Below are 18,840 nucleotides of genomic sequence, written 5' to 3'. Positions count from 1 at the left end.
GGGACACCGCGTCCCACGCAACCCCCCCGGGGCCTATTTCAGGCCCGACGCAGCGGGATGATCTCGCGAACCTTCTCGTCCCGGAGATACAGTCCCGCCCACATGACGATTCCGGTGTAGACGGCAAACAGGGTCGTGCTCAGCAGAGGCTGTTCAGCTCGAAGGTTGGTCAACACCGCTCCCCCCAGGTAACCGGTGAGCAGAATCGCGCCGAGTATCGACGTTCGCGGAATCACGTACAGCGCAAGGCAGATCAGTTGCACCACCCCAGCCGTCAATGCCAGCGAGTCCGGCAACCCAAGTTCAGCCGACGCATCCTTGACTGTCTGAAGGTTGAGAATGTGGATGATGCCGTCGAAGAGCATGAAAACGACGAACAGCCCACTCAGGACGTATCCGAGCTTGCGAGCCGTGGCCGAAGGTGTCGTCGTCGTGGCGTTACCGGAAACAGTTTCGTTGTGGACGGGCTGGGTGGTCATCGGAATCTCCTGGGGCGAAGGCGAGCGGCCGGTTGCCACTTCGCTTGCAATTACGACTCCCGAGCGATCGAAAACTCATCGCGCCGGCCGTTACAACGCACCCGGCGTTCAGGACGATTCACCTCACGTGGTCTGATGGTCGGTGACACGGGGTGCCGAAAAAGTCGGCTGAGATCAGACCCGATGAACCTGACCAGTTAGCACTGGCGGAGGGATGTCGACATGACCGAACAGCAATTTCAGCGCGCATTGAACCTGGACGAGCAGATCGTTCTGATCACCGGTGGCGCCCGCGGGCTCGGCGCCGCACTGAGCCGAGCATTCTCCCGCTCGGGGGCCCGGGTGATCGTGAACTACAACAAGAGCCGTGACACCGCCGAGACCCTGGTCACCGAACTGGGTGAGGATCGCACCTTCGCAGTCCAGGCGGACGTGACGGACCGCAGTTCCGTCGACCAGTTGTTCTCCGCTGCACGCGAGAGATTCGACGCACCGATCTCGACCGTGGTCGACAATGCACTGGTCGACTTCTCGTTCAACGGCGATGCACGGCCGAACGCGGACACGATCACCTGGGCCGACTTCGACTCTCAACTACGCGGAGCTGTTGCCGGAACACTCAATACCACCCAGGCAGCGCTACCAGGCATGCGCGAACTCGGCTTCGGCCGAATCATCACTGTCGGAACCAATCTGGTCCAGAATCCGGTAGTTCCGTACCACGACTACACCGCTGCCAAGGCCGCACTGTTGGCACTGACACGGACGCTGTCCGCCGACCTCGGTCCGGACGGGATCACAGTCAACATGGTCTCGGGCGGCTTGCTCCGCACCACCGATGCGAGCGCCGCAACACCGGAAGCCGTGTTCGACATGATCGCGGCAAGCACTCCCCTGCGCCGAGTCACCACGCCGGACGAATTTGCCGACGCTGCACTCTTTTTCGCCTCCCCATGGTCGCGGGCCGTGACCGGCCAGAACCTGGTTGTCGACGGCGGACTCGTCAAGAACTGATGGGCGCACAACTGCGGATAGGTGCGTTCCTGCTCGGTTGCGGACATCACAGTGCGGCATGGCGTCATCGCGACTCACCGGTCGAAAGTCTCGGCGACATCACGTATTACGAGTCGCTCGCCCAGATCGCCGAACGCGGCAAGCTGGACGCCGTCTTCTTCGCTGACGGTCACAGTGTTCGCGAACCCGAGTCGGGTGCGTCGTGGTTTCTCGAGCCGATCACCGCATTGACTGCCATGGCACGAGCGACAGCGGACATCGGCCTGGTGACCACCATTTCCACCACTTTCTACACGCCGTTTCACGCGGCGCGACTGTTGGCCTCGCTCGACCACATCAGCGGCGGACGGGCCGGCTGGAACGTCGTGACCTCGATGTTCGACCAGGAGGCGCGCAACCACGGACTCGAGGCGATGCCCGATCACGCATCCCGATACGAACGAGCCGACGAATTTGTCGAAGTGGCCCTCGCATTGTGGGATTCATGGTCGGAAGACGCGCTGATTCTCGACCGGTCGGGGCGTTTTGCCGACGCAAACAGGATTTCTCGAATCGATCACGACGGCAAACATTTTCGGGTGGACGGGCCGTTGACGGTTCCGCGCTCCCCGCAAGGCCGGCCGGTGTTGTTCCAGGCCGGGGCGTCCGAGCAGGGCCGCGATCTGGCGGCGCGTCGCGCCGAGGCAATCTATTCGGTTGCCTACGACTTACCCAGCGCACAGGCCTACTACGCGGACGTGAAATCGAGAATCGAGCGAGCCGGCCGGGATTCGAACTCTGTCGCCGTGATGCCGGGACTGGTCACCTACGTCGGCAGCACCGTCGCCGAGGCCAGGGCGAAGAAGGCCGAACTCGATCTCCTGCTGCCCACCGAACAGTCGATACGCCAACTCTCGTTGTTCACCGGACAGGATTGCGAGAACTGGGATCTCGACGGGCCCGTGCCCCCGTTGCCTCCACTCGAAGCGTTCACCGGGCCGCAGGGACGCTACGCCACTATTTTGCGGATCGTCGAGAAGGACGCACCGACTGTGCGGGAGCTCCTCGGGACGCTCGCTGCGGGTGGTGGTCACGCAACGATGATCGGAACACCGGAGTCGATTGCCGACGAGATGGGGTCCTGGTTGAACGGCCGCGGTGCCGACGGTTTCAATCTGATGCCGCCGACCTATCCGCAGGGTCTGGAAGATTTTGTCGATCACGTGATTCCGGTGCTGCAGGCGCGTGGGTTGTTCCGTCGCGAATACGAGGGAGCGACTCTGCGAGAAAACCTCACCTAGTCCGGCAGTAGCGGCACCGACAGGTCCGGATCGCGTCCCAGGAGCACTCCCCTCGTGAGGGCCGCGGAGCCGAACTTCTTCCGGACAATGTCCATTGCCGAGTCGAGGGCGGCAGTGTCCGGACCCGCGAATCCTGGACCGTCGAAGGGCAATTCGAGTTGTTCGGCGCCGTCCCGATCCAGGTTGGAGACAGCGACACCGATCAACGTGATGCCCTTGTCCGCGATCATCGGTATCGCTTCGTCCAGCAGCACCATCGAGGCGCTCAGCAATTCCGCTGTGTCGGCGGTGGACCGGCGCAGCGTGTGAGATCGAGTTGCCCGCGTGAAATCCGCGAAGCGGAGCCGGAGCGTGACCGTGCGCCCCGTCCGCTGCGCCGAACGCATGCGTCGACTGACACGGTCGACAAGGGACATCAACGACGCATCGAGTTCTGCGCGGGGATGGGATCCGCGACCCAGCGCATGCTGAGCACCCATCGAACTGCGGCCACGATAGGCGCGGACGGGGCGCGGATCTCGATTGTGTGAGAGTGCGTAGAGATGGCGACCGGCGCCGCCCCCGAGAATCGAGACGATCGAGGATTCGTCGTGCCGAGCGATGTCACCCACCGTCACGATGTCGAAGTTTCGCAGCTTCTGGGCCGTGATCTTGCCGACGCCCCACAGCTTCTCGACCGGCAAGGGATGCAGGAACTCGGTCTCGCCCTCCGGCGGCACTCGCAGCAATCCGTCGGGTTTCGCGAATGCACTGGCGACCTTGGCCAGGAACTTGGTGCGTGCGATTCCGACCGTGATCGGTAGTCCGACCTGCTCGGCCACATCGCGTCTGAGGTTGGCTCCGATCTGCAGCGGGTTTCCCACGATCTTGGCGAGCCCGCCGACCTCGAGAAAGGCCTCGTCTATGGAGATTCCTTCGACCAGCGGCGACGTGTCGTGAAAGACGTCGAACACGTCTTTGCTCGCCTGCGAGTACGCCGACATTCGCGGAGGGACGACTATCGCCTGAGGACACAGTGATCGGGCCTGACCACCGCTCATGGCTGTGCGAACCCCGAACGCCTTGGCCTCGTAGCTTGCCGCCAAGACCACCCCACCACCGACGATGACCGGCCTGCCGGCCAGAGTCGGGTCGTCGCGTTGCTCGACTGATGCGTAGAACGAATCGAGGTCCGCATGCAGGATTGTTGCGTCACCTGTGGACCGACCACCGCCAGAATGATTACCGCCAGAATGATTACCGCCGGAACGAGTATCGCCGGGGTGCTCACCTGGCGTTTCTTGGTCCAGCGGTTCATATGACACGAACATATGTTCCCATGACCCACCGACACTGCGTAAGGTTCGGAAATAGATTCCATGGAATTAATCACGAATCGGGCGTACGGTGAGAAAATGATTCCACGGAATGCATATCGGTTCTGAGTCTGCTCTTGACCAGATCAGCCCTGAGCAGGCACTTCGACAACCTCGTCCGCTTCGAAACCGAACTGTGGACGGCCGTCGACCAGCGACTCCGAATCGAGCACGACCTGCCACTGAGTCGATTCGAGCCGATGCAGATCATCGACAGGCTCGGCTCCTGTCGGGTCTTCGACATCGCCGAGGCCCTCGCGATCACCGTCGGTGGCACGAGCAAGCTGGTGGATCGAATCGAAGCGGCTGGACACTGCCGTCGAAAATCCAATCCCACCGACAAACGATCCTCACTCATCGAGTTGACTCCCGAGGGCAATGAGCTGTTGCGGCGGGCGAAGGCAACGTTCGACGGCGAATTGGAGCGCCGTCTCGGTTCCGTGCTGACGCCCGACGCTCTCGATCGATTCGGCGCCACACTGGCCACGCTGCGTGAAGCCAATCGAAACCTGACACCGACCACGAAGGAAAAAGCATGACCGACACAATGCGCGCAATCGTGCTCGACGCCCCCGGCCCGCCAGAAGCATTGACTATCAAAGTGATTCCGATACCCGTGCCGATTGCGGGCTGGGTACTGGTCCGGGTGAAGGCATTCGGCCTCAATCGATCCGAACTTCACACCCGCCTCGGCCTCGCCGAAGGCGTGACATTCCCGAGGGTGCTGGGCATCGAGGCCGTCGGCGAAGTGGTGAACTGCCCCGGCGGGGAGCTCACCGAAGGCCGGCAAGTCGCCGCCATGATGGGTGGGATGGGGAGGACGTTCGACGGCGGTTATGCCGAGTACACGTGCGTTCCCGTCAGTCAGGTCGTTCCCTTCTCGAGCGAACTGGACTGGTCGACAGTGGGAGCTGTTCCCGAGATGCTGCAGACGTCCTACGGCTCGCTGACGGTAGGACTGGACGCGAAATCCGGTCAATCCCTGTTGATCCGGGGAGGAACCTCCTCGGTCGGCATGGCAACCGCAGTCCTGGCGAAGCAGTGGGGACTCACTGTCCTTGCGACCACCCGAGATGCGAACAAAGCGTCGTCGTTGACCGCTATCGGGGTTGACCACGTTATCGTCGACGACGGTGCTGTGGCCGGCCAGGTTCGAGACATCCTCCCGGGCGGTGTTGATCTGGCCCTCGAATTGGTCGGAACACCAACACTTCCCGACACGTTGCGCGCGACCCGCGTTCACGGCACCGTGTGTTTCACGGGAATGCTGTCCAACGAGTGGACAGTCAAAGACTTTTATCCGATCGACTACATTCCACGCGGAGTGCGATTGACCTCGTACGGTGGGGACGCGTCCGACCTGCCTGCCGACGTACTGCAAGACTTCCTCTCCGCTGTGGCGTCAGGCGAGGCGGTGGTACCGATCGACGAGGTGTTCGCGTTCGAGGACATCGCGCGAGCACATGCCAAGATGGAAGCCGGTACGGCACGTGGCAAATTGGTAGTTGTGCTCTGACCTGGCTTCTCACACCACGAATCGATAACCCATTCCTGCCTCGGTGATCAGATGCTTGGGGTTCGCCGGGTCATCCTCGAGCTTCCGACGAAGTTGAGCCAGGTAGACACGTAGATAGTGGGTCTCGGTGTCGTACGCCGGTCCCCACACTTCCCGAAGCAACTCCTTCTGCCCGACCAGCTTTCCGCGGTTGCGCACAAGCATCTCGAGCATGCCCCACTCGGTCGGAGTCAGATGCACCTGTTCACCGCGCCGACTCACTGTTTTCGCAGCCAAGTCCACCGTGAAGGACGCGGTCTCGACCGACGGTTCCGAAGTGTCCGCCGCGGAGGTTCCCCGCCTCGCCGCAGCGCGCACGCGGGCCAGAAACTCGTCCATCCCGAAGGGCTTGGTGACGTAGTCGTCCGCACCGGCGTCGAGAGCCTCGACCTTGTCCGCGGAATCCGTGCGCGCCGACAGCACGATGACCGGCGCCGTGCACCAGCCACGCAGGCCGGCAAGCACTTCGGTGCCGTCCATGTCGGGCAGTCCGAGATCGAGTACCACGACGTCCGGTGGACGCTCGGCAGCAGCCCGCAAGGCACCGGCGCCCGTCGACGCGGTCACCACCTCGTACCCGCGCACCGAAAGATTGATACGCAGAGCTCGCAGAATCTGCGGTTCGTCGTCCACTACCAGGATTCGACTCATGATCCATTCCCATTCGTACCGGCCGCAGCCAACTCCACGATCATCGTCAATCCCCCACCAGGTGTGTCTGTGGCGCTGACCGTTCCGCCCATCGCATCGACAAATCCGCGCACCACGGAAAGTCCGAGGCCCACTCCGCCGGTGTTGTCGCGATCTCCCATCCGTTGGAACGGCTGGAACATCGTTTCGGCCTCACCTCGCGGAACACCTGGGCCCGTATCGGCAACACTGATCACCACACGATCACCGAGTTGCGCCGCCCCGACGCGCACCGGGGTTTTTCCCCCGTAGCGCAGAGCGTTGTCGACGATGTTCGCAATCACCCGCTCGAGCAGACCTTGATCTGCTTGCACTGCAACGGTACCCACGTCGACGACTACACTTCGAGCCCGCGAATCCGAGCGTCCACCGATGCCGAGGCCCAGCAACGCGCGGTGAACCACCTCGTCCAGATACACCGGCCGCAGCGTGGGTTTCACCACCCCGGCGGCAAGTCGGGACGAGTCGAGCAAGTTCCCGACCAGCGCCGTCAACTGATCCGCCGACTCCTCGATGGTTGCCAACAATTCAGCGGTGTCTTCGGCCGAGAACTCGATGTCGTCGCTGCGCAGACTCGACACCGCCGCCTTCACTCCGGCGAGAGGCGTTCGCAGGTCATGGCTTATCGCTGACAGCAGGGCTCGACGCAGTTGATCAGCCTCGGTGAGCGCGGCAGCCTTGCTCGCCTCGACTGTCAGTTTCTCCTGGCGGATCATCCCAACTGCTTGGTGAGCCACCACCGTCAGCACTCGTCGATCCCGCGCACTCAGGTCGGGCCCAGCCAACAACAGCGCGTATTCCCCGTCGTTGACTTCACAGACCGTATCCGCTTCGTCGTCCGTGGTCGGCGGCTGCGTACCCACGGCGGCGATGACTCCGTCGTCGTGATGAATGACGGAAACCCCTCGCTGGCGATAGATTTCGAGTGCCTTCGCCAGAAGTGTCGACAGATCCGCTCCGCGGAGAACTGATCCCGCGAACAGTGTGAGCAGTTCGGCTTCCTCGGATGCGCGCTTCGCCTCGCGGGCGCGCTTTGCTGCGGCGTCGACCAGAACGGCAACTGCCACAGCCACGATCAACAGCACGACAGTGGTGATGAAGTTGTCAGGTTCGGCGATGGTGAAGCTGTACCGCGGATCGGTGAAGAAGTAATTGAGCAGCAGTCCCGAGATCAGGGCCGACAATATCGCCGGGCCGACGCCGCCGAGGAGGGCGACCAGAACGACCACGACGAAGAACAGCGCGTTCTCGCCGTTGACCCCGGAGATTCGGTCGACGAGACCCATGATCGCGGCCGCGAGCGAAGGCACGACGATCGCCGCAATCCACGACAGGACCCGGCGCTCCGAGCGCCCCAGCACCGAAATGCGTCGTCGCGCCGTCGCTTCCTCGTGCGTGACCATGTGAACGTCGATACCACCGGACTGCTGAACCACCGCAGCGCCGATCCCCTCGTCGAGGATGCGAGCCAGGCGGGAACGCCGCGACGTTCCCAGCACCAACTGTGTGGCGTTCTCCTCACGCGCGAACTCGAGGAGCGTCGACGGTACGTCGTCACCGACAACGGTGTGAAGCGTGGCGCCGACTCCGACAGCCAACGCGCGCACCTTGCCCATCTCTGGGGCCGAGACACCGGTGAGTCCGTCACCGCGTACGACGTGGACCACCATCAGCTCGGCGCTCGACTTCGACGCGATTCGAGATGCGCGTCGTACCAGGGTTTCCGACTCCGGTCCCCCGGTCACGGCAACGACGACACGCTCGCGCGCTTCCCAGGTATCGGTGATCTTGTTCTCGGCCCGGTATTTCGCCAGTGCGGCGTCCACCTGATCGGCCACCCACAGCAGAGCCAGTTCGCGTAGCGCCGTGAGGTTTCCGCGTCTGAAGTAATTGCCCAAGGCCGCATCGACCCGTTCCGGTGAATACACGTTTCCGTGAGAAAGTCTGCGGCGCAGCGCCTCCGGGGTGATGTCGACCAGCTCGACCTGCGCCGCACTACGCACTACCGCGTCCGGAACCGTCTCCTGCTGAACCACGCCGGTGATGTGCGCGACAACGTCGTTGAGGCTTTCGAGGTGTTGCACGTTGACCGTGGACAGAACGTCGATCCCGGCTTCGAGCAGTTCCTGTACGTCCTGCCAGCGCTTGTGATTCTTGCTCCCTGGCGTGTTGGTATGTGCCAACTCGTCCACCAGGACAAGGGCCGGACGCCGAGCCAACACGGCCTCGACGTCCAGTTCCGGCATCCGTGTTCCGCGATAATCCACCAGCTTGGGCGGCACTGTTTCGAGGTCTCCGATCTGCGCCGCGGTGCGGGCGCGGCCGTGTGTCTCCACGACGGCCGCGACCACGTCACAGCCACGATCTCGACGCCGATGAGCCTCACCGAGCATCGCGAAGGTCTTTCCGACGCCAGGCGCAGCGCCGAGGTAGATACGCAATTCACCACGTTTGCGTGCCCTACCGAAAGTTTGACCGACCTTCTCCGAAGAACTCACGTGACAATCATCCACCAGTCGTCGGTGCAGCACACGTAGGTGCCGTCAATCCGAGTGCCAGGTTCAATTCCAGTACGTTGACTCGCTCGGCTCCGAGAAATCCGAGTTGCCGACCGTCGGTGTGCTCGGCCACCAAGTCCCGCACCTGGTCTTCCGAGATGCCGTTGTTCGCCGCCACCCTCGCGACCTGCAGTTCGGCGTACGCCGGACTGATGTGGGGATCGATACCCGAGCCCGAACCGGTGACTGCGTCGACGGGAACCGATGCCGGGTCGACACCCTCACGTGCCGCGATGGCTGCCCGGCGCTCGATGACGAATCCGGCCAGAATCTCGCTGCTCGGCCCCTGGTTGGACGGCAGTGCCGCAGCGGGATCACCGGTGGCAAACGGATCCTCGTCCGAAACGGATCCGACAACACGATTGTGAAAGAACGGGTCCTGCTGCCCTTCGGCGACCTGCGGATCGACACCCACCCAGGCACTGCCGACCACGCAACCGGCGGCATCGGTGACCGGTGAGCCTTCGGCAGATCCGGAGCTGATCCGGCTGACACCCCACACCGCGGCGGGATAGACCACACCGAGAACGACGGTGAGCGCGAGCAATACGAGCAAACCCGCCCACACCTGTTTGGCAAAACCGATAGTGAAACGCATGTCAGGTCACCCAATTCCAGGAATCAAACGTACGACGAGATCGATCAACCAGATACCGACGAACGGTGTGATCACACCGCCGAGACCGTAGACGAGCAAGTTACGTCCGAGCAACTGCGATGCCGTCGACGGTCGGTATCGAACACCCTTGAGTGCCAACGGAATCAAACCGATGATCACCAAGGCGTTGAAGATCACGGCCGAGACGATCGCCGATTCGGGGGTGGCGAGACGCATGATGTTCAACGCGTCCAGCTGCGGGTAGATGCCGCTGAACAAGGCCGGCAGGATTGCGAAATACTTCGCCAGGTCGTTCGCCAACGAGAATGTGGTCAACGCGCCGCGGGTGATCAGCAATTGCTTGCCGATTTCCACCACCTCGATCAGCTTGGTGGGATCGGAATCGAGATCGACCATGTTCCCGGCCTCTTTGGCTGCCGAGGTTCCCGTGTTCATCGCGACCCCGACATCCGCCTGGGCAAGGGCGGGAGCATCATTGGTCCCGTCACCGGTCATCGCGACGAGACGTCCGCCTTCCTGTTCCTTCCGGATCAGGGCCAGTTTGTCTTCCGGGGTGGCCTCCGCCATGAAGTCGTCGACGCCCGCCTCGTCGGCAATCGCCTTCGCGGTCAACGGATTGTCGCCGGTGATCATGATCGTGCGAATACCCATCGCCCGGAGTTCGGCGAACCTGTCAGCCATTCCCGGCTTGACGACGTCGGACAACGCGATCACGCCGAGGATCGAGGTACTCTCACCATGCTTGACGGCAACTACCAGCGGCGTTCCGCCCGCTTGGGCGATGTCGTTCACGGTGTCGGTCACCGCGCTCTCCGCGTGTCCACCGCCACTGACGACCCAGTTCATCACCGCATCTGCTGCACCCTTTCGGATTTGGCGTCCGGAGTGGTCGAGTCCGCTCATCCGGGTTTGTGCCGTGAACGGAACGAACTCTGCGCGTTCCTCGTCCAGCGTCGGCTCGGCAGCGAGACCGAACTCCGCTGCGCACAGCTCGACGATGCTCCGTCCCTCGGGAGTTCCGTCGGCAAGGCTCGACAAGCGTGCTGCCGCAGCAAGATCGTCGGCGGATACACCGGGCGCCGGATGGAGTGCGGTGGCCCGGCGGTTACCGAAAGTGATGGTTCCGGTCTTGTCCATCAACAGGGTGTCGATGTCGCCCGCAGCTTCCACCGCGCGCCCCGACATCGCGAGAACGTTGCGCTGGACGAGGCGGTCCATGCCCGCGATACCGATCGCCGAGAGCAGCGCTCCGATGGTCGTCGGGATCAGGCAGACGAGAAGTGCGATCAGCTTGATCGGATCCTGCTCGTGCCCCGCGTACAAGCCCATCGGACCGATGGCTACGACGGCGAGGAGGAAGATGACGGTCAACGACGCGAGCAGGATGTTGAGCGCAATCTCGTTGGGTGTCTTCTGACGTGAAGCACCCTCGACGAGCGCGATCATCCGGTCCACGAACGAACTGCCCGGTGCTGCGGTGATTTCCACGACGATGCGGTCCGAGAGAACCGTCGTACCACCGGTGACGGCGCACCGGTCACCACCGGATTCACGGACCACCGGCGCGGATTCACCGGTGATCGCCGATTCGTCTACGGAGGCAATACCTTCGACCACGTCGCCGTCGCCGGGGATGACCTCGCCGGCAATCACTATCACCCGATCGCCGACCACCAGTTCGGTGCCCGACACCGATTCGATCGCACCGCTCATCGTGATCCGATGTGCTGTGGTGTCCTGCTTCACCTTTCGCAGACTCGCCGCTTGCGCCTTGCCGCGCCCTTCGGCCACGGATTCGGCAAGGTTCGCGAAGATCACCGTGAACCAGAGCCACAGGGTGATCACCCAGGAGAACACCGAGGGATCGGCGATCGCCATGACAGTGGTGATGACGGAACCGACGAACACCACGAACATGACCGGGTTTCGGGCGAGGTGGCGTGGGTCGAGTTTGCGCACGGCCCCCGGCAACGCGGTGATCATCTGCCGCGGGTTGAAAACGCCTGCGTGTACTTGACGGGACTGCCCTGGATCAACCTTGTCGGCAGCGTCTTGCGCTACCACGGGTTTCTCACTGATACGCACGGTCATTGAAGAGCCTCCGCTAGCGGGCCCAGCGCGAGGGCCGGGAAGAATGTAAGTGCAGCAACAAGAACGACGGTGCCGGTCAACAAACCGGTGAACATCGGTCCGGACGTCGGGAGGGTGCCGGCCGTCGGCGACACCTTCTTCTGCGAGGCAAGAGCACCGGCCAAAGCGAGAACGAAGATGATCGGCAGGAAACGGCCGAGAAGCATGCAGATTCCGAGAGACGACTGGAACCAGTCGCTGGTGACCGTCAGACCGCCGAAGGCGCTGCCGTTGTTGTTCGAGGCGGAGGCGAAGGCGTAAAGCACCTCACTGAACCCGTGGATCGATCCCGGCGTGCCCGGATCTCCCCCGTTGCCTTGATAACCGGTGGTCGAACCGAGGATGACGGTGATGGCGGTACCGATCAAGACCAGCGCGGGCATGACCAGAATCGACAGCGCCGCAAGGGTGATCTCGCGTCGACCCAACTTCTTGCCGAGATATTCGGGCGTGCGACCGACCAGCAGTCCGCCGACGAACACTGCGATCAATGCCAGCACAAGAATCCCGTAGAGGCCGGTTCCGACTCCACCTGGCGCAATTTCGCCGAGCAACATGTTGAGCAGGACCGCGCCGCCGCCGAGGGGCGACATGCTGTCGTGGGCCGAGTTCACCGCGCCCGTCGACGTCCCCGTGGTCGCCACCGCGAACAACGCCGATCCGGGGATTCCGAAGCGAACTTCCTTGCCCTCCATCATCGAACCAGCTGCTGTGGCGGCAACACCGCGTGCGCCGGATTCGGCAGCGAGCGTGACTGCGAGCAGCCAGCTCCACAGGATTCCCATCACTGCCAGCAGGGTGAGGCCTTGCCTACGATCCCCGACGAGAGTTCCGAACGTTCGGGTGAGGCAGACCGGAATCAACAGGATCGCCAGGATCTCGACGACATTGCTCAACGGGGTGGGGTTCTCGAACGGGTGCGCCGAGTTGGCAGCCAGTATCCCGCCACCGTTGGTGCCGAGTTCCTTGATCGCTTCCTGGGACGCGACGGGGGCCAGTGCATTGGTCACCGCATTGCCGTCGAGGCCGGTGGAGGCGAAACCGCTGTGGAACGACTGGATCACTCCCTGGCTCAACAGGATCAGGGCGATCACGAAGGAGAACGGGAGGAGGATGCGCAGAGAACCACGCGTCAGATCGACCCAGAAGTTGCCGATCTCGCCGCCCCTGGCCACCCGAATGAAGCCGCGAACCAATGCGATGGCCACCGCCATGCCGACCGCTGCCGAGACGAAGTTCTGCACCGCCAGACCGACGGGCTGAACGAAGTTGCTCATCGTCGTTTCCGGCGTGTACGACTGCCAGTTGGTGTTCGCCACAAACGAAATCGCGGTGTTGAACGCTACGGCAGGACTGACCCCGGACAGACCGTCACTCAGCGGCAGTACTCCCTGAATCCGTTGCAGGAAGTACAGGAACAATGCGCTGGCCAGCGAGAATCCGAGAACGCTTGCGGCGTAGCCGTACCACGTCTGCTCGGCCCTGGAGTCGATCCGACCGACGCGGTAGATCACACTCTCGACCCGAAGATCTCGCGTCGACGAGTAAACACGCGCCATGTAGTCGCCCACCGGGACGTAGGCGATTGCCAGAACGACGAGGACAAAAGCGATCTGCAGGCCGGCTGCAAGAGCGGGCGACATCAGAACCTCTCAGGATCTACGAGTGCAACGAGCAGGTAAATGACCAATGCCGCGGCGACGGCGATCAGAACCACGCTGACCACACCGGCAACCGTCATTTGGGAGCGCTCGCCTGTAGGGCGCGCAGTACCAGCGCGCACACGAGAAAACCGCCGAGAATCAGAGCAACGTAGGCCAGATCGGCCATGAGCTTCCCTCTTCGAAATCTTTTGCCGTGCTGCTGTGCATCGCAGCCATGACGCGCGGTCGCCCTCGACCGGATGCGCTCTCTCAGCTTCGACCTCCGGAAAGGCCGATTCCGCGTCTCTGACGATCCGCTTACGCACTGACCTGGCGTCTTGACGCGATCTTGACGCGAAACCGAAGTTCACTAATACTGAAACAAGTTACTGTTCGTTCGAACGAACAGTTTTGCGAAGGGAACCTGATGACTTCTCGAACCGACCACGATCTCGCCCCCGGTCTTGTCGACCAGGTTGCGAGTCTGGCCTCGGGCGCTACCTCGTCCGTCGCGGCCACCGAGGCAACGCTGAGCCGGATCGAGGCCACTCAGCCTCACCTCAATGCGTTCAAGATCGTGCGGCGAGAGAAGGCACTCGAGGAAGCTGCCGAGGCCGACAGACGTCTCGCACTCGGCGAGCGTCTGCCGCTGCTCGGTGTGCCGATCGCAGTGAAGGACGACGTCGACATCACCGGCGAACCCACGGCCTTCGGTTGCCCTGGCGATTTCCCGGCCAAGACCGAGGACTCGGAGATGATTCGACGCCTCCGCGACGCCGGCGCAGTGATCGTGGGCAAGACCAACAGTCCGGAATTGGGCCAGTGGCCGCTCACGAGCGGTTCAGCCTTCGGTTACACGCGCAATCCGTGGTCGCGTCACCACACTCCAGGCGGATCGTCGGGCGGCACCGCCGCGGCCGTCGCCGCCGGATTGGTCAGCGCCGGAATCGGTTCCGACGGTGCCGGTTCCATCCGAATCCCTGCGGCCTGGACCAACCTCGTCGGAATCAAACCGCAGCGCGGGCGCATCTCAACCTGGCCCGACGCCGAAGCGTTCTACGGCCTGACGGTCAACGGACCGCTCGCTCGCACCGTCGCCGACGCGGCACTGCTGCTCGACGTCGCTGCCGGCAACCATGACGGCGACCTCCACAAGCCGACACCGGTCACCGTCAGCGACGCGGTGGGACGCGACCCCGGAAAACTGAAAATCGCGCTTTCCCTTCGCAATCCGTTCACCGCCACTCCCGTGAAGCTGGACCCGGAAGTGCGCCTGGCCGTGCATTCGATCGCCGACACGCTGCGGGAACTCGGACACCACGTCGTCGTCGACGATCCCGCATACGGCCTGATCTTCGGCCTGAACTTTCTGCCCCGCTCACTCGTCGGGGTCCACGACTGGCTCGGACGCGTTCCCGACCCGACACTCGTCGATGCCCGAACACGTGGAAATGCACAGAACGGCAAGCTACTTCGCGGCGCACCTCTGCGCGCGGCCCGCGCGGCCGAGCCGCGGATGCGAAAGCGGATCGGAGCGATCTTCGACACCTACGACGTCGTCCTGGCACCCACGACGGCAACTCCACCGATCATGGCGACCGCGATCGACGGCATCGGTGGCTGGGACACAGACAAGGTCATGACCGGCGCCTGCCCCTACGCGTGGCCGTGGAATGTCCTCGGCTGGCCCTCGGTCAACGTGCCGGCCGGATTCAGCAAGGCCGGCCTGCCCATCGGTGCGCAGTTGATGGGCAACGAGAACACCGAACCTCTGTTGGTCTCCCTCGCTTCACAATTGGAATCGGTCCTGCGTTGGGATCAGGTCCGACCCGAGCCGTGGTGGTGACCCGATGAGTAACCGGGACGTTCGCGAGCGAATACTCGACGCCGTTCTGCACGTCGTCGGTACCGACGGCATCCCGGGTGTGAGCAACCGGCGCATCGCCGCGCAGGCCGGCGTCTCACTCGGATCGATCACGTATCACTTCGCCAGCCAGTCGGACATGCTGCGGGCCGCGCTGTCTCGTTTCGTGACAGACGAGACGACGCGCCTGCGCGCCTTGGCCGAGGAGTACCGCGACAAAGGTCTGAGCGTCGAGGACGCCGCGGCAATAGCCGAAAAGGTGACGCGAGATCTTTCGTTCTCGGCGGAGCGGATCGCGCCGTTCGAGATGTACATCGCCGCCGGGCGCGACCACGAACTCCACGAAGTCGCCGTCGAATGCTTTGCCGCCTACGACGATTTGACCGTCACGATTCTGACGGCACTCGGTGTACCTGATCCGGAGTCGATTGCATCGACGCTCGTCGCCGTCATCACCGGCCTCCAACTCCGACGCCTGGCCACCGGCGTCGACGAGCAGGACATCGGCGCGGCGATCCTCAGGGTCCTCCGGCCCTAGAAGCCCAGCCGGCCGAGCTGCTTCGGGTCGCGCTGCCAGTCCTTGGCGACCTTGACGTGCAGCTCCAGGAAGATCCGCACACCGAGCAGCTTCTCGATCTGCAGGCGCGCACTGGTACCGACTTCCCGCAGACGCGCTCCGCCCTTACCGATGACGATGCCCTTCTGACTGGGCCGCTCGACGTAGAGCAGTGCATGCACGTCGAGCATCTCGCCCTGCTTCTCGGTGCGTCCCTCACGCGGGATGACCTCCTCGATCACCACGGCCAGGGAGTGCGGCAATTCTTCGCCGAGCCCCTCGAGCGCAGCCTCACGGATCAGTTCGGCCATGAGCACCTCTTCGGGCTCGTCCGTCAATTCGCCGTCCGGGTAGAAGGCCGGGCCCTCGTCCATCAGACCGGCGAGGACGTCGACCAGGATCTCGACCTGTTCACCCGACTTCGCGGACACCGGAACGACCTCGGATTCGGGGCCGAGCAGGGTGGACAGCGCGAGCAACTGCTTTCCGACGGCGTCGCGGCTGACCTTGTCGATCTTGGTCACGATGCCGACAAGCTTGGTCTTGGGCGCCATCTGACGGACCTGCTGCACGATCCAGCGGTCTCCGGGCCCGATGGCCTCGTCGGCCGGGATGCACAGGCAGATGACGTCGACCTCGGAGTACGTGTCGCGAACCAGGTCATTGAGGCGCTGCCCGAGCAAAGTGCGGGGCTTGTGCAGTCCAGGGGTGTCGACCAGGATCAGCTGCGCATGCTCGCGGTGAACGATGCCGCGAATCGTGTGGCGCGTCGTCTGCGGGCGCGAGGACGTGATCGCGATCTTGCTGCCGACCAACGCGTTGGTCAGCGTGGACTTGCCCGTATTGGGTCGACCCACGAAACACACGAAGCCTGACCGGAATTCGTTCTTGCTCATAACTGCTCCTCGCTGAACTCTCGCTCAGTCATCGGTGTCTTCTGTCTCTTCGTCTTCGGACGGCGGGATGCGCTGCACGAACACCGTGCTGATGCGTACCCGGCCTCGGCCCGTATTGGTTCCCTCGCCGCGCAGGATCAAACCGTCGTACTCCACTTCGGAACCGGGAAGTGGCACTCGGCCGAGTACGTATCCGATCAGCCCGCCGACGGTCTCCACCTCGTCGAGTTCGAGTTCGAGATCGAACAATTCACCGAGGTCTTCGATGGGAAGTCTCGCGGATACGCGGAACATTCCGTCACCGAGATCCTCGATGGGCGGCGTCTCGTCCTCGTCGTATTCGTCGGCGATCTCACCGACGATCTCTTCGATGACGTCCTCGATCGTGACGAGCCCGGCGATTCCGCCGTACTCGTCGACGAGTATCGCCATGTGGTTGCGGTCGCGCTGCATCTCGGCCAGCAAGCTGTCGAGCGGCTTCGAGTCGGGAACGAAGACGGCGGGCCGCATGACGTCGCAGACGTTGACGTTCCGGCCGCCGTCGGGCAGGTGGTAGGTCTGCTTGACCAGATCCTTGAGGTAGACGACACCGAGCACGTCGTCGACGTTCTCCCCGATGACCGGCAGGCGCGAGTGACCACTGCGCACGGCCAACGACGTTGCCTGCCCGGCATTCTTGTCGTTCTCGATCCACACCATGTCGGTGCGCGGCACCATCACCTCGCGTGCCGACGTGTCTCCGAGCTCGAAGACGGACTGGATCATTCGGCGTTCTTCGTCGGCCACGACGCCACGTTCCTGCGCCATGTCCACGAGTTCACGCAACTCGATTTCCGACGCGAACGGGCCGTTGCGGAAGCCCTTACCCGGGGTCAATGCGTTACCCACGAGGATCAGGACGCGACTGATCGGCCCGAGCAGAACCCCGATCCACAGCAGTGGCAGCGACGCGGCCATCGCGATGGAGTACGCATGTTGGCGCCCAAGCGTTCTCGGTCCGACGCCGATGACCACGTACGAGACGAGAACCATGATCACCGCGGTGACGGTCAGTGCCCAGCCCAGCGAGAGGACGTCGATCAGGCCGCCCACGAGTACGACGGTGGCCGTGATCTCGCACAAAATACGAAGCAGGACCATCAGATTCACGTATCGCGGACGATCGGTCAGGATGCGTTGCACTCGCGCGGCGCCGGCTCGCTCTTCCTTTGCCATCTCGTCGATCCGCGCCGACGAAATGGTGTTGAGCGCCGAGTCGACGGCCGCGAACACACCACCGACCGGGACAAGAGCAATCGCCAGAACAAAGAGCGCTATGGCGCTACTCACTACAGAACCCCCGGATAACTGTTATCGGTCCACTCCGTCGACGAAACCGGTCTTACCGAGCAGCTTCTGATCGCGTTCGGCCAGTGCTGCTTCGCGGTCGATACGGCGAAGGTCTTCGTACCACTCTTCGAGGAGGCTGTTCTGCAAGCCGAACATCTCCTTCTCCTCCTCCGGCTCCGCATGGTCGTAGCCGAGAAGGTGCAACACACCGTGGACGGTCAGGAGGGCAAGTTCGTGAGCCAGTGAATGCCCGGCCTTGTCAGCCTGATCCGCGGCGAAAGACGGACACAGCACGATGTCGCCGAGCATCGACGGCCCCGGCTCGGGGGAATCGGGACGGCCACCCGGCTCGAGTTCGTCCATCGGGAACGACATGACGTCGGTCGGGCCCGGCAGGTCCATCCAGCGAACGTGCAGATCCGCCATCGTCGCGGAGTCGACGAGAACCATCGACAGCTCGGCCGCCGGATGGACATCCATCCGAGCGATCACGAAACGGGCAACGCTGATCAACTCCGGTTCGGAGATGTCCATGCCCGATTCGTTCGAGACCTCGATGCTCATGTGCGACGCTCTTTCCTGGGAAAAGTAGGGGTTGATGCGTCGCTCAGCCTACCGTCGCGGTGAATGAGCATGTGCAGCGCGGCGCTGCGCCCGGTTTCCGACCGCCAACTCGCCGGACCGATCCGATTCGTGACGCTCGTAAGCGTCGACGATGTGAGAGACCAGCCGATGACGTACGACGTCGCTGCTGTCCAGAGTGGCGAAATGAATATCGTCGATCCCGGTGAGGATTTCGGATGCCGCGCGCAGACCCGAACGGGCCCCGCCCGGCAGATCGACCTGGGTCACGTCTCCGGTGACCACGATCT

At 63.1% G+C, this 18,840-nt stretch carries 18 protein-coding genes and 1 riboswitch; of the genes, 6 read left to right on the top strand and 12 right to left on the bottom strand.

Going from position 1 to position 18,840, the window contains the following annotated elements:
* Window positions 1-38: 38 nt before the first annotated feature.
* Complete coding sequence (locus ACYP01_RS18060; RefSeq protein ID WP_003944516.1) at window positions 39-479, bottom strand: DoxX family protein; 441 nt, start codon at window positions 477-479, stop codon at window positions 39-41.
* A 138-nt stretch (window positions 480-617) separates the two neighbouring features.
* A riboswitch (TPP riboswitch) is annotated at window positions 618-711 on the top strand.
* A 17-nt stretch (window positions 712-728) separates the two neighbouring features.
* Here ACYP01_RS18060 and ACYP01_RS18055 point away from each other — a divergent pair.
* Window positions 729-1,493, top strand: a complete 765-nt coding sequence (locus ACYP01_RS18055) for a 3-oxoacyl-ACP reductase (protein WP_439007993.1) — start codon at window positions 729-731, stop codon at window positions 1,491-1,493.
* Window positions 1,493-2,773: an LLM class flavin-dependent oxidoreductase gene (locus ACYP01_RS18050; RefSeq protein WP_007731085.1), complete on the top strand. Its 1,281-nt coding sequence runs from the start codon at window positions 1,493-1,495 to the stop codon at window positions 2,771-2,773. The genes ACYP01_RS18055 and ACYP01_RS18050 overlap by 1 nt, the downstream gene beginning before the upstream one ends.
* On the opposite strand, the gene dinB is transcribed toward ACYP01_RS18050, so the two are convergent.
* On the bottom strand, window positions 2,770-4,083 hold the full coding sequence (gene dinB / locus ACYP01_RS18045; protein WP_459681570.1) for a DNA polymerase IV: 1,314 nt from the start codon (window positions 4,081-4,083) through the stop codon (window positions 2,770-2,772). The genes ACYP01_RS18050 and dinB overlap by 4 nt on opposite strands.
* Before the next feature lie 122 nt (window positions 4,084-4,205).
* On the opposite strand from dinB, the gene ACYP01_RS18040 reads away from it, so the two are divergent.
* Together ACYP01_RS18040 and ACYP01_RS18035 are read left to right on the top strand one after the other, a co-directional pair.
* Window positions 4,206-4,667 carry a MarR family winged helix-turn-helix transcriptional regulator gene (locus ACYP01_RS18040; protein ID WP_007731082.1) on the top strand — a complete coding sequence of 154 codons (462 nt, stop codon included), beginning with the start codon at window positions 4,206-4,208 and terminating at the stop codon, window positions 4,665-4,667.
* On the top strand, window positions 4,664-5,644 hold the full coding sequence (locus ACYP01_RS18035; RefSeq protein WP_030536604.1) for a zinc-binding alcohol dehydrogenase family protein: 981 nt from the start codon (window positions 4,664-4,666) through the stop codon (window positions 5,642-5,644). The genes ACYP01_RS18040 and ACYP01_RS18035 overlap by 4 nt, the downstream gene beginning before the upstream one ends.
* A 9-nt stretch (window positions 5,645-5,653) precedes the next feature.
* Here the strand turns inward: ACYP01_RS18035 and ACYP01_RS18030 are convergent, their stop codons facing one another.
* Genes ACYP01_RS18030 through kdpF form a run of 6 tightly spaced genes read right to left on the bottom strand, consistent with a single transcriptional unit; the run spans window position 5,654 to window position 13,421 of the window.
* Entirely contained in the window at window positions 5,654-6,334 is a 681-nt protein-coding gene (locus ACYP01_RS18030; RefSeq protein WP_003944545.1) for a response regulator, read from the bottom strand.
* On the bottom strand, window positions 6,331-8,871 hold the full coding sequence (locus ACYP01_RS18025; protein WP_459681566.1) for a sensor histidine kinase: 2,541 nt from the start codon (window positions 8,869-8,871) through the stop codon (window positions 6,331-6,333). Before ACYP01_RS18025 ends, ACYP01_RS18030 begins: the two co-directional genes overlap by 4 nt.
* A 7-nt stretch (window positions 8,872-8,878) precedes the next feature.
* Complete coding sequence (locus ACYP01_RS18020) at window positions 8,879-9,529, bottom strand: potassium-transporting ATPase subunit C (RefSeq protein WP_007731080.1); 651 nt, start codon at window positions 9,527-9,529, stop codon at window positions 8,879-8,881.
* Window positions 9,530-9,535: 6 nt separating this feature from the next.
* Window positions 9,536-11,641, bottom strand: coding sequence for a potassium-transporting ATPase subunit KdpB (kdpB, locus tag ACYP01_RS18015; RefSeq protein WP_459681563.1), 2,106 nt, complete (start codon window positions 11,639-11,641; stop codon window positions 9,536-9,538).
* Window positions 11,638-13,323: a potassium-transporting ATPase subunit KdpA gene (kdpA, locus tag ACYP01_RS18010; protein WP_459681561.1), complete on the bottom strand. Its 1,686-nt coding sequence runs from the start codon at window positions 13,321-13,323 to the stop codon at window positions 11,638-11,640. Before kdpA ends, kdpB begins: the two co-directional genes overlap by 4 nt.
* Window positions 13,323-13,421: a K(+)-transporting ATPase subunit F gene (kdpF, locus tag ACYP01_RS18005; RefSeq protein WP_007731078.1), complete on the bottom strand. Its 99-nt coding sequence runs from the start codon at window positions 13,419-13,421 to the stop codon at window positions 13,323-13,325. Before kdpF ends, kdpA begins: the two co-directional genes overlap by 1 nt.
* A 329-nt stretch (window positions 13,422-13,750) precedes the next feature.
* Between kdpF and ACYP01_RS18000 the strand changes: the two genes are divergently transcribed.
* On the top strand, window positions 13,751-15,169 hold the full coding sequence (locus tag ACYP01_RS18000) for an amidase (protein ID WP_097387239.1): 1,419 nt from the start codon (window positions 13,751-13,753) through the stop codon (window positions 15,167-15,169).
* A 4-nt stretch (window positions 15,170-15,173) separates the two neighbouring features.
* Entirely contained in the window at window positions 15,174-15,725 is a 552-nt protein-coding gene (locus ACYP01_RS17995; RefSeq protein WP_030536607.1) for a TetR/AcrR family transcriptional regulator, read from the top strand.
* Here ACYP01_RS17995 and era read toward each other — a convergent pair.
* From era to ACYP01_RS17975, 4 genes are all read right to left on the bottom strand, one after another.
* Window positions 15,722-16,639 (bottom strand): GTPase Era, encoded by a 918-nt coding sequence (gene era / locus ACYP01_RS17990; RefSeq protein ID WP_003944451.1) that lies wholly within the window; start codon window positions 16,637-16,639, stop codon window positions 15,722-15,724. The two genes, ACYP01_RS17995 and era, sit on opposite strands and share 4 nt — an antisense overlap.
* A 24-nt stretch (window positions 16,640-16,663) precedes the next feature.
* The gene (locus ACYP01_RS17985; protein WP_003944509.1) at window positions 16,664-17,968 is read right to left on the bottom strand and encodes a hemolysin family protein; all 1,305 of its coding nucleotides are present in this window, start codon (window positions 17,966-17,968) and stop codon (window positions 16,664-16,666) included.
* A gap of 21 nt (window positions 17,969-17,989) precedes the next feature.
* Window positions 17,990-18,532 carry an rRNA maturation RNase YbeY gene (gene ybeY, locus ACYP01_RS17980; protein ID WP_003944525.1) on the bottom strand — a complete coding sequence of 181 codons (543 nt, stop codon included), beginning with the start codon at window positions 18,530-18,532 and terminating at the stop codon, window positions 17,990-17,992.
* A 48-nt stretch (window positions 18,533-18,580) separates the two neighbouring features.
* On the bottom strand, window positions 18,581-18,840 hold a 260-nt coding region (locus ACYP01_RS17975; protein ID WP_459681556.1), incomplete at its 5' end, for a PhoH family protein.

It is taken from the genome of Rhodococcus sp. no. 34 (genome assembly GCF_054589475.1).
Note: the sequence above shows the minus strand (reverse complement) of the source record. Positions and strands in the feature narration are given on the sequence as shown.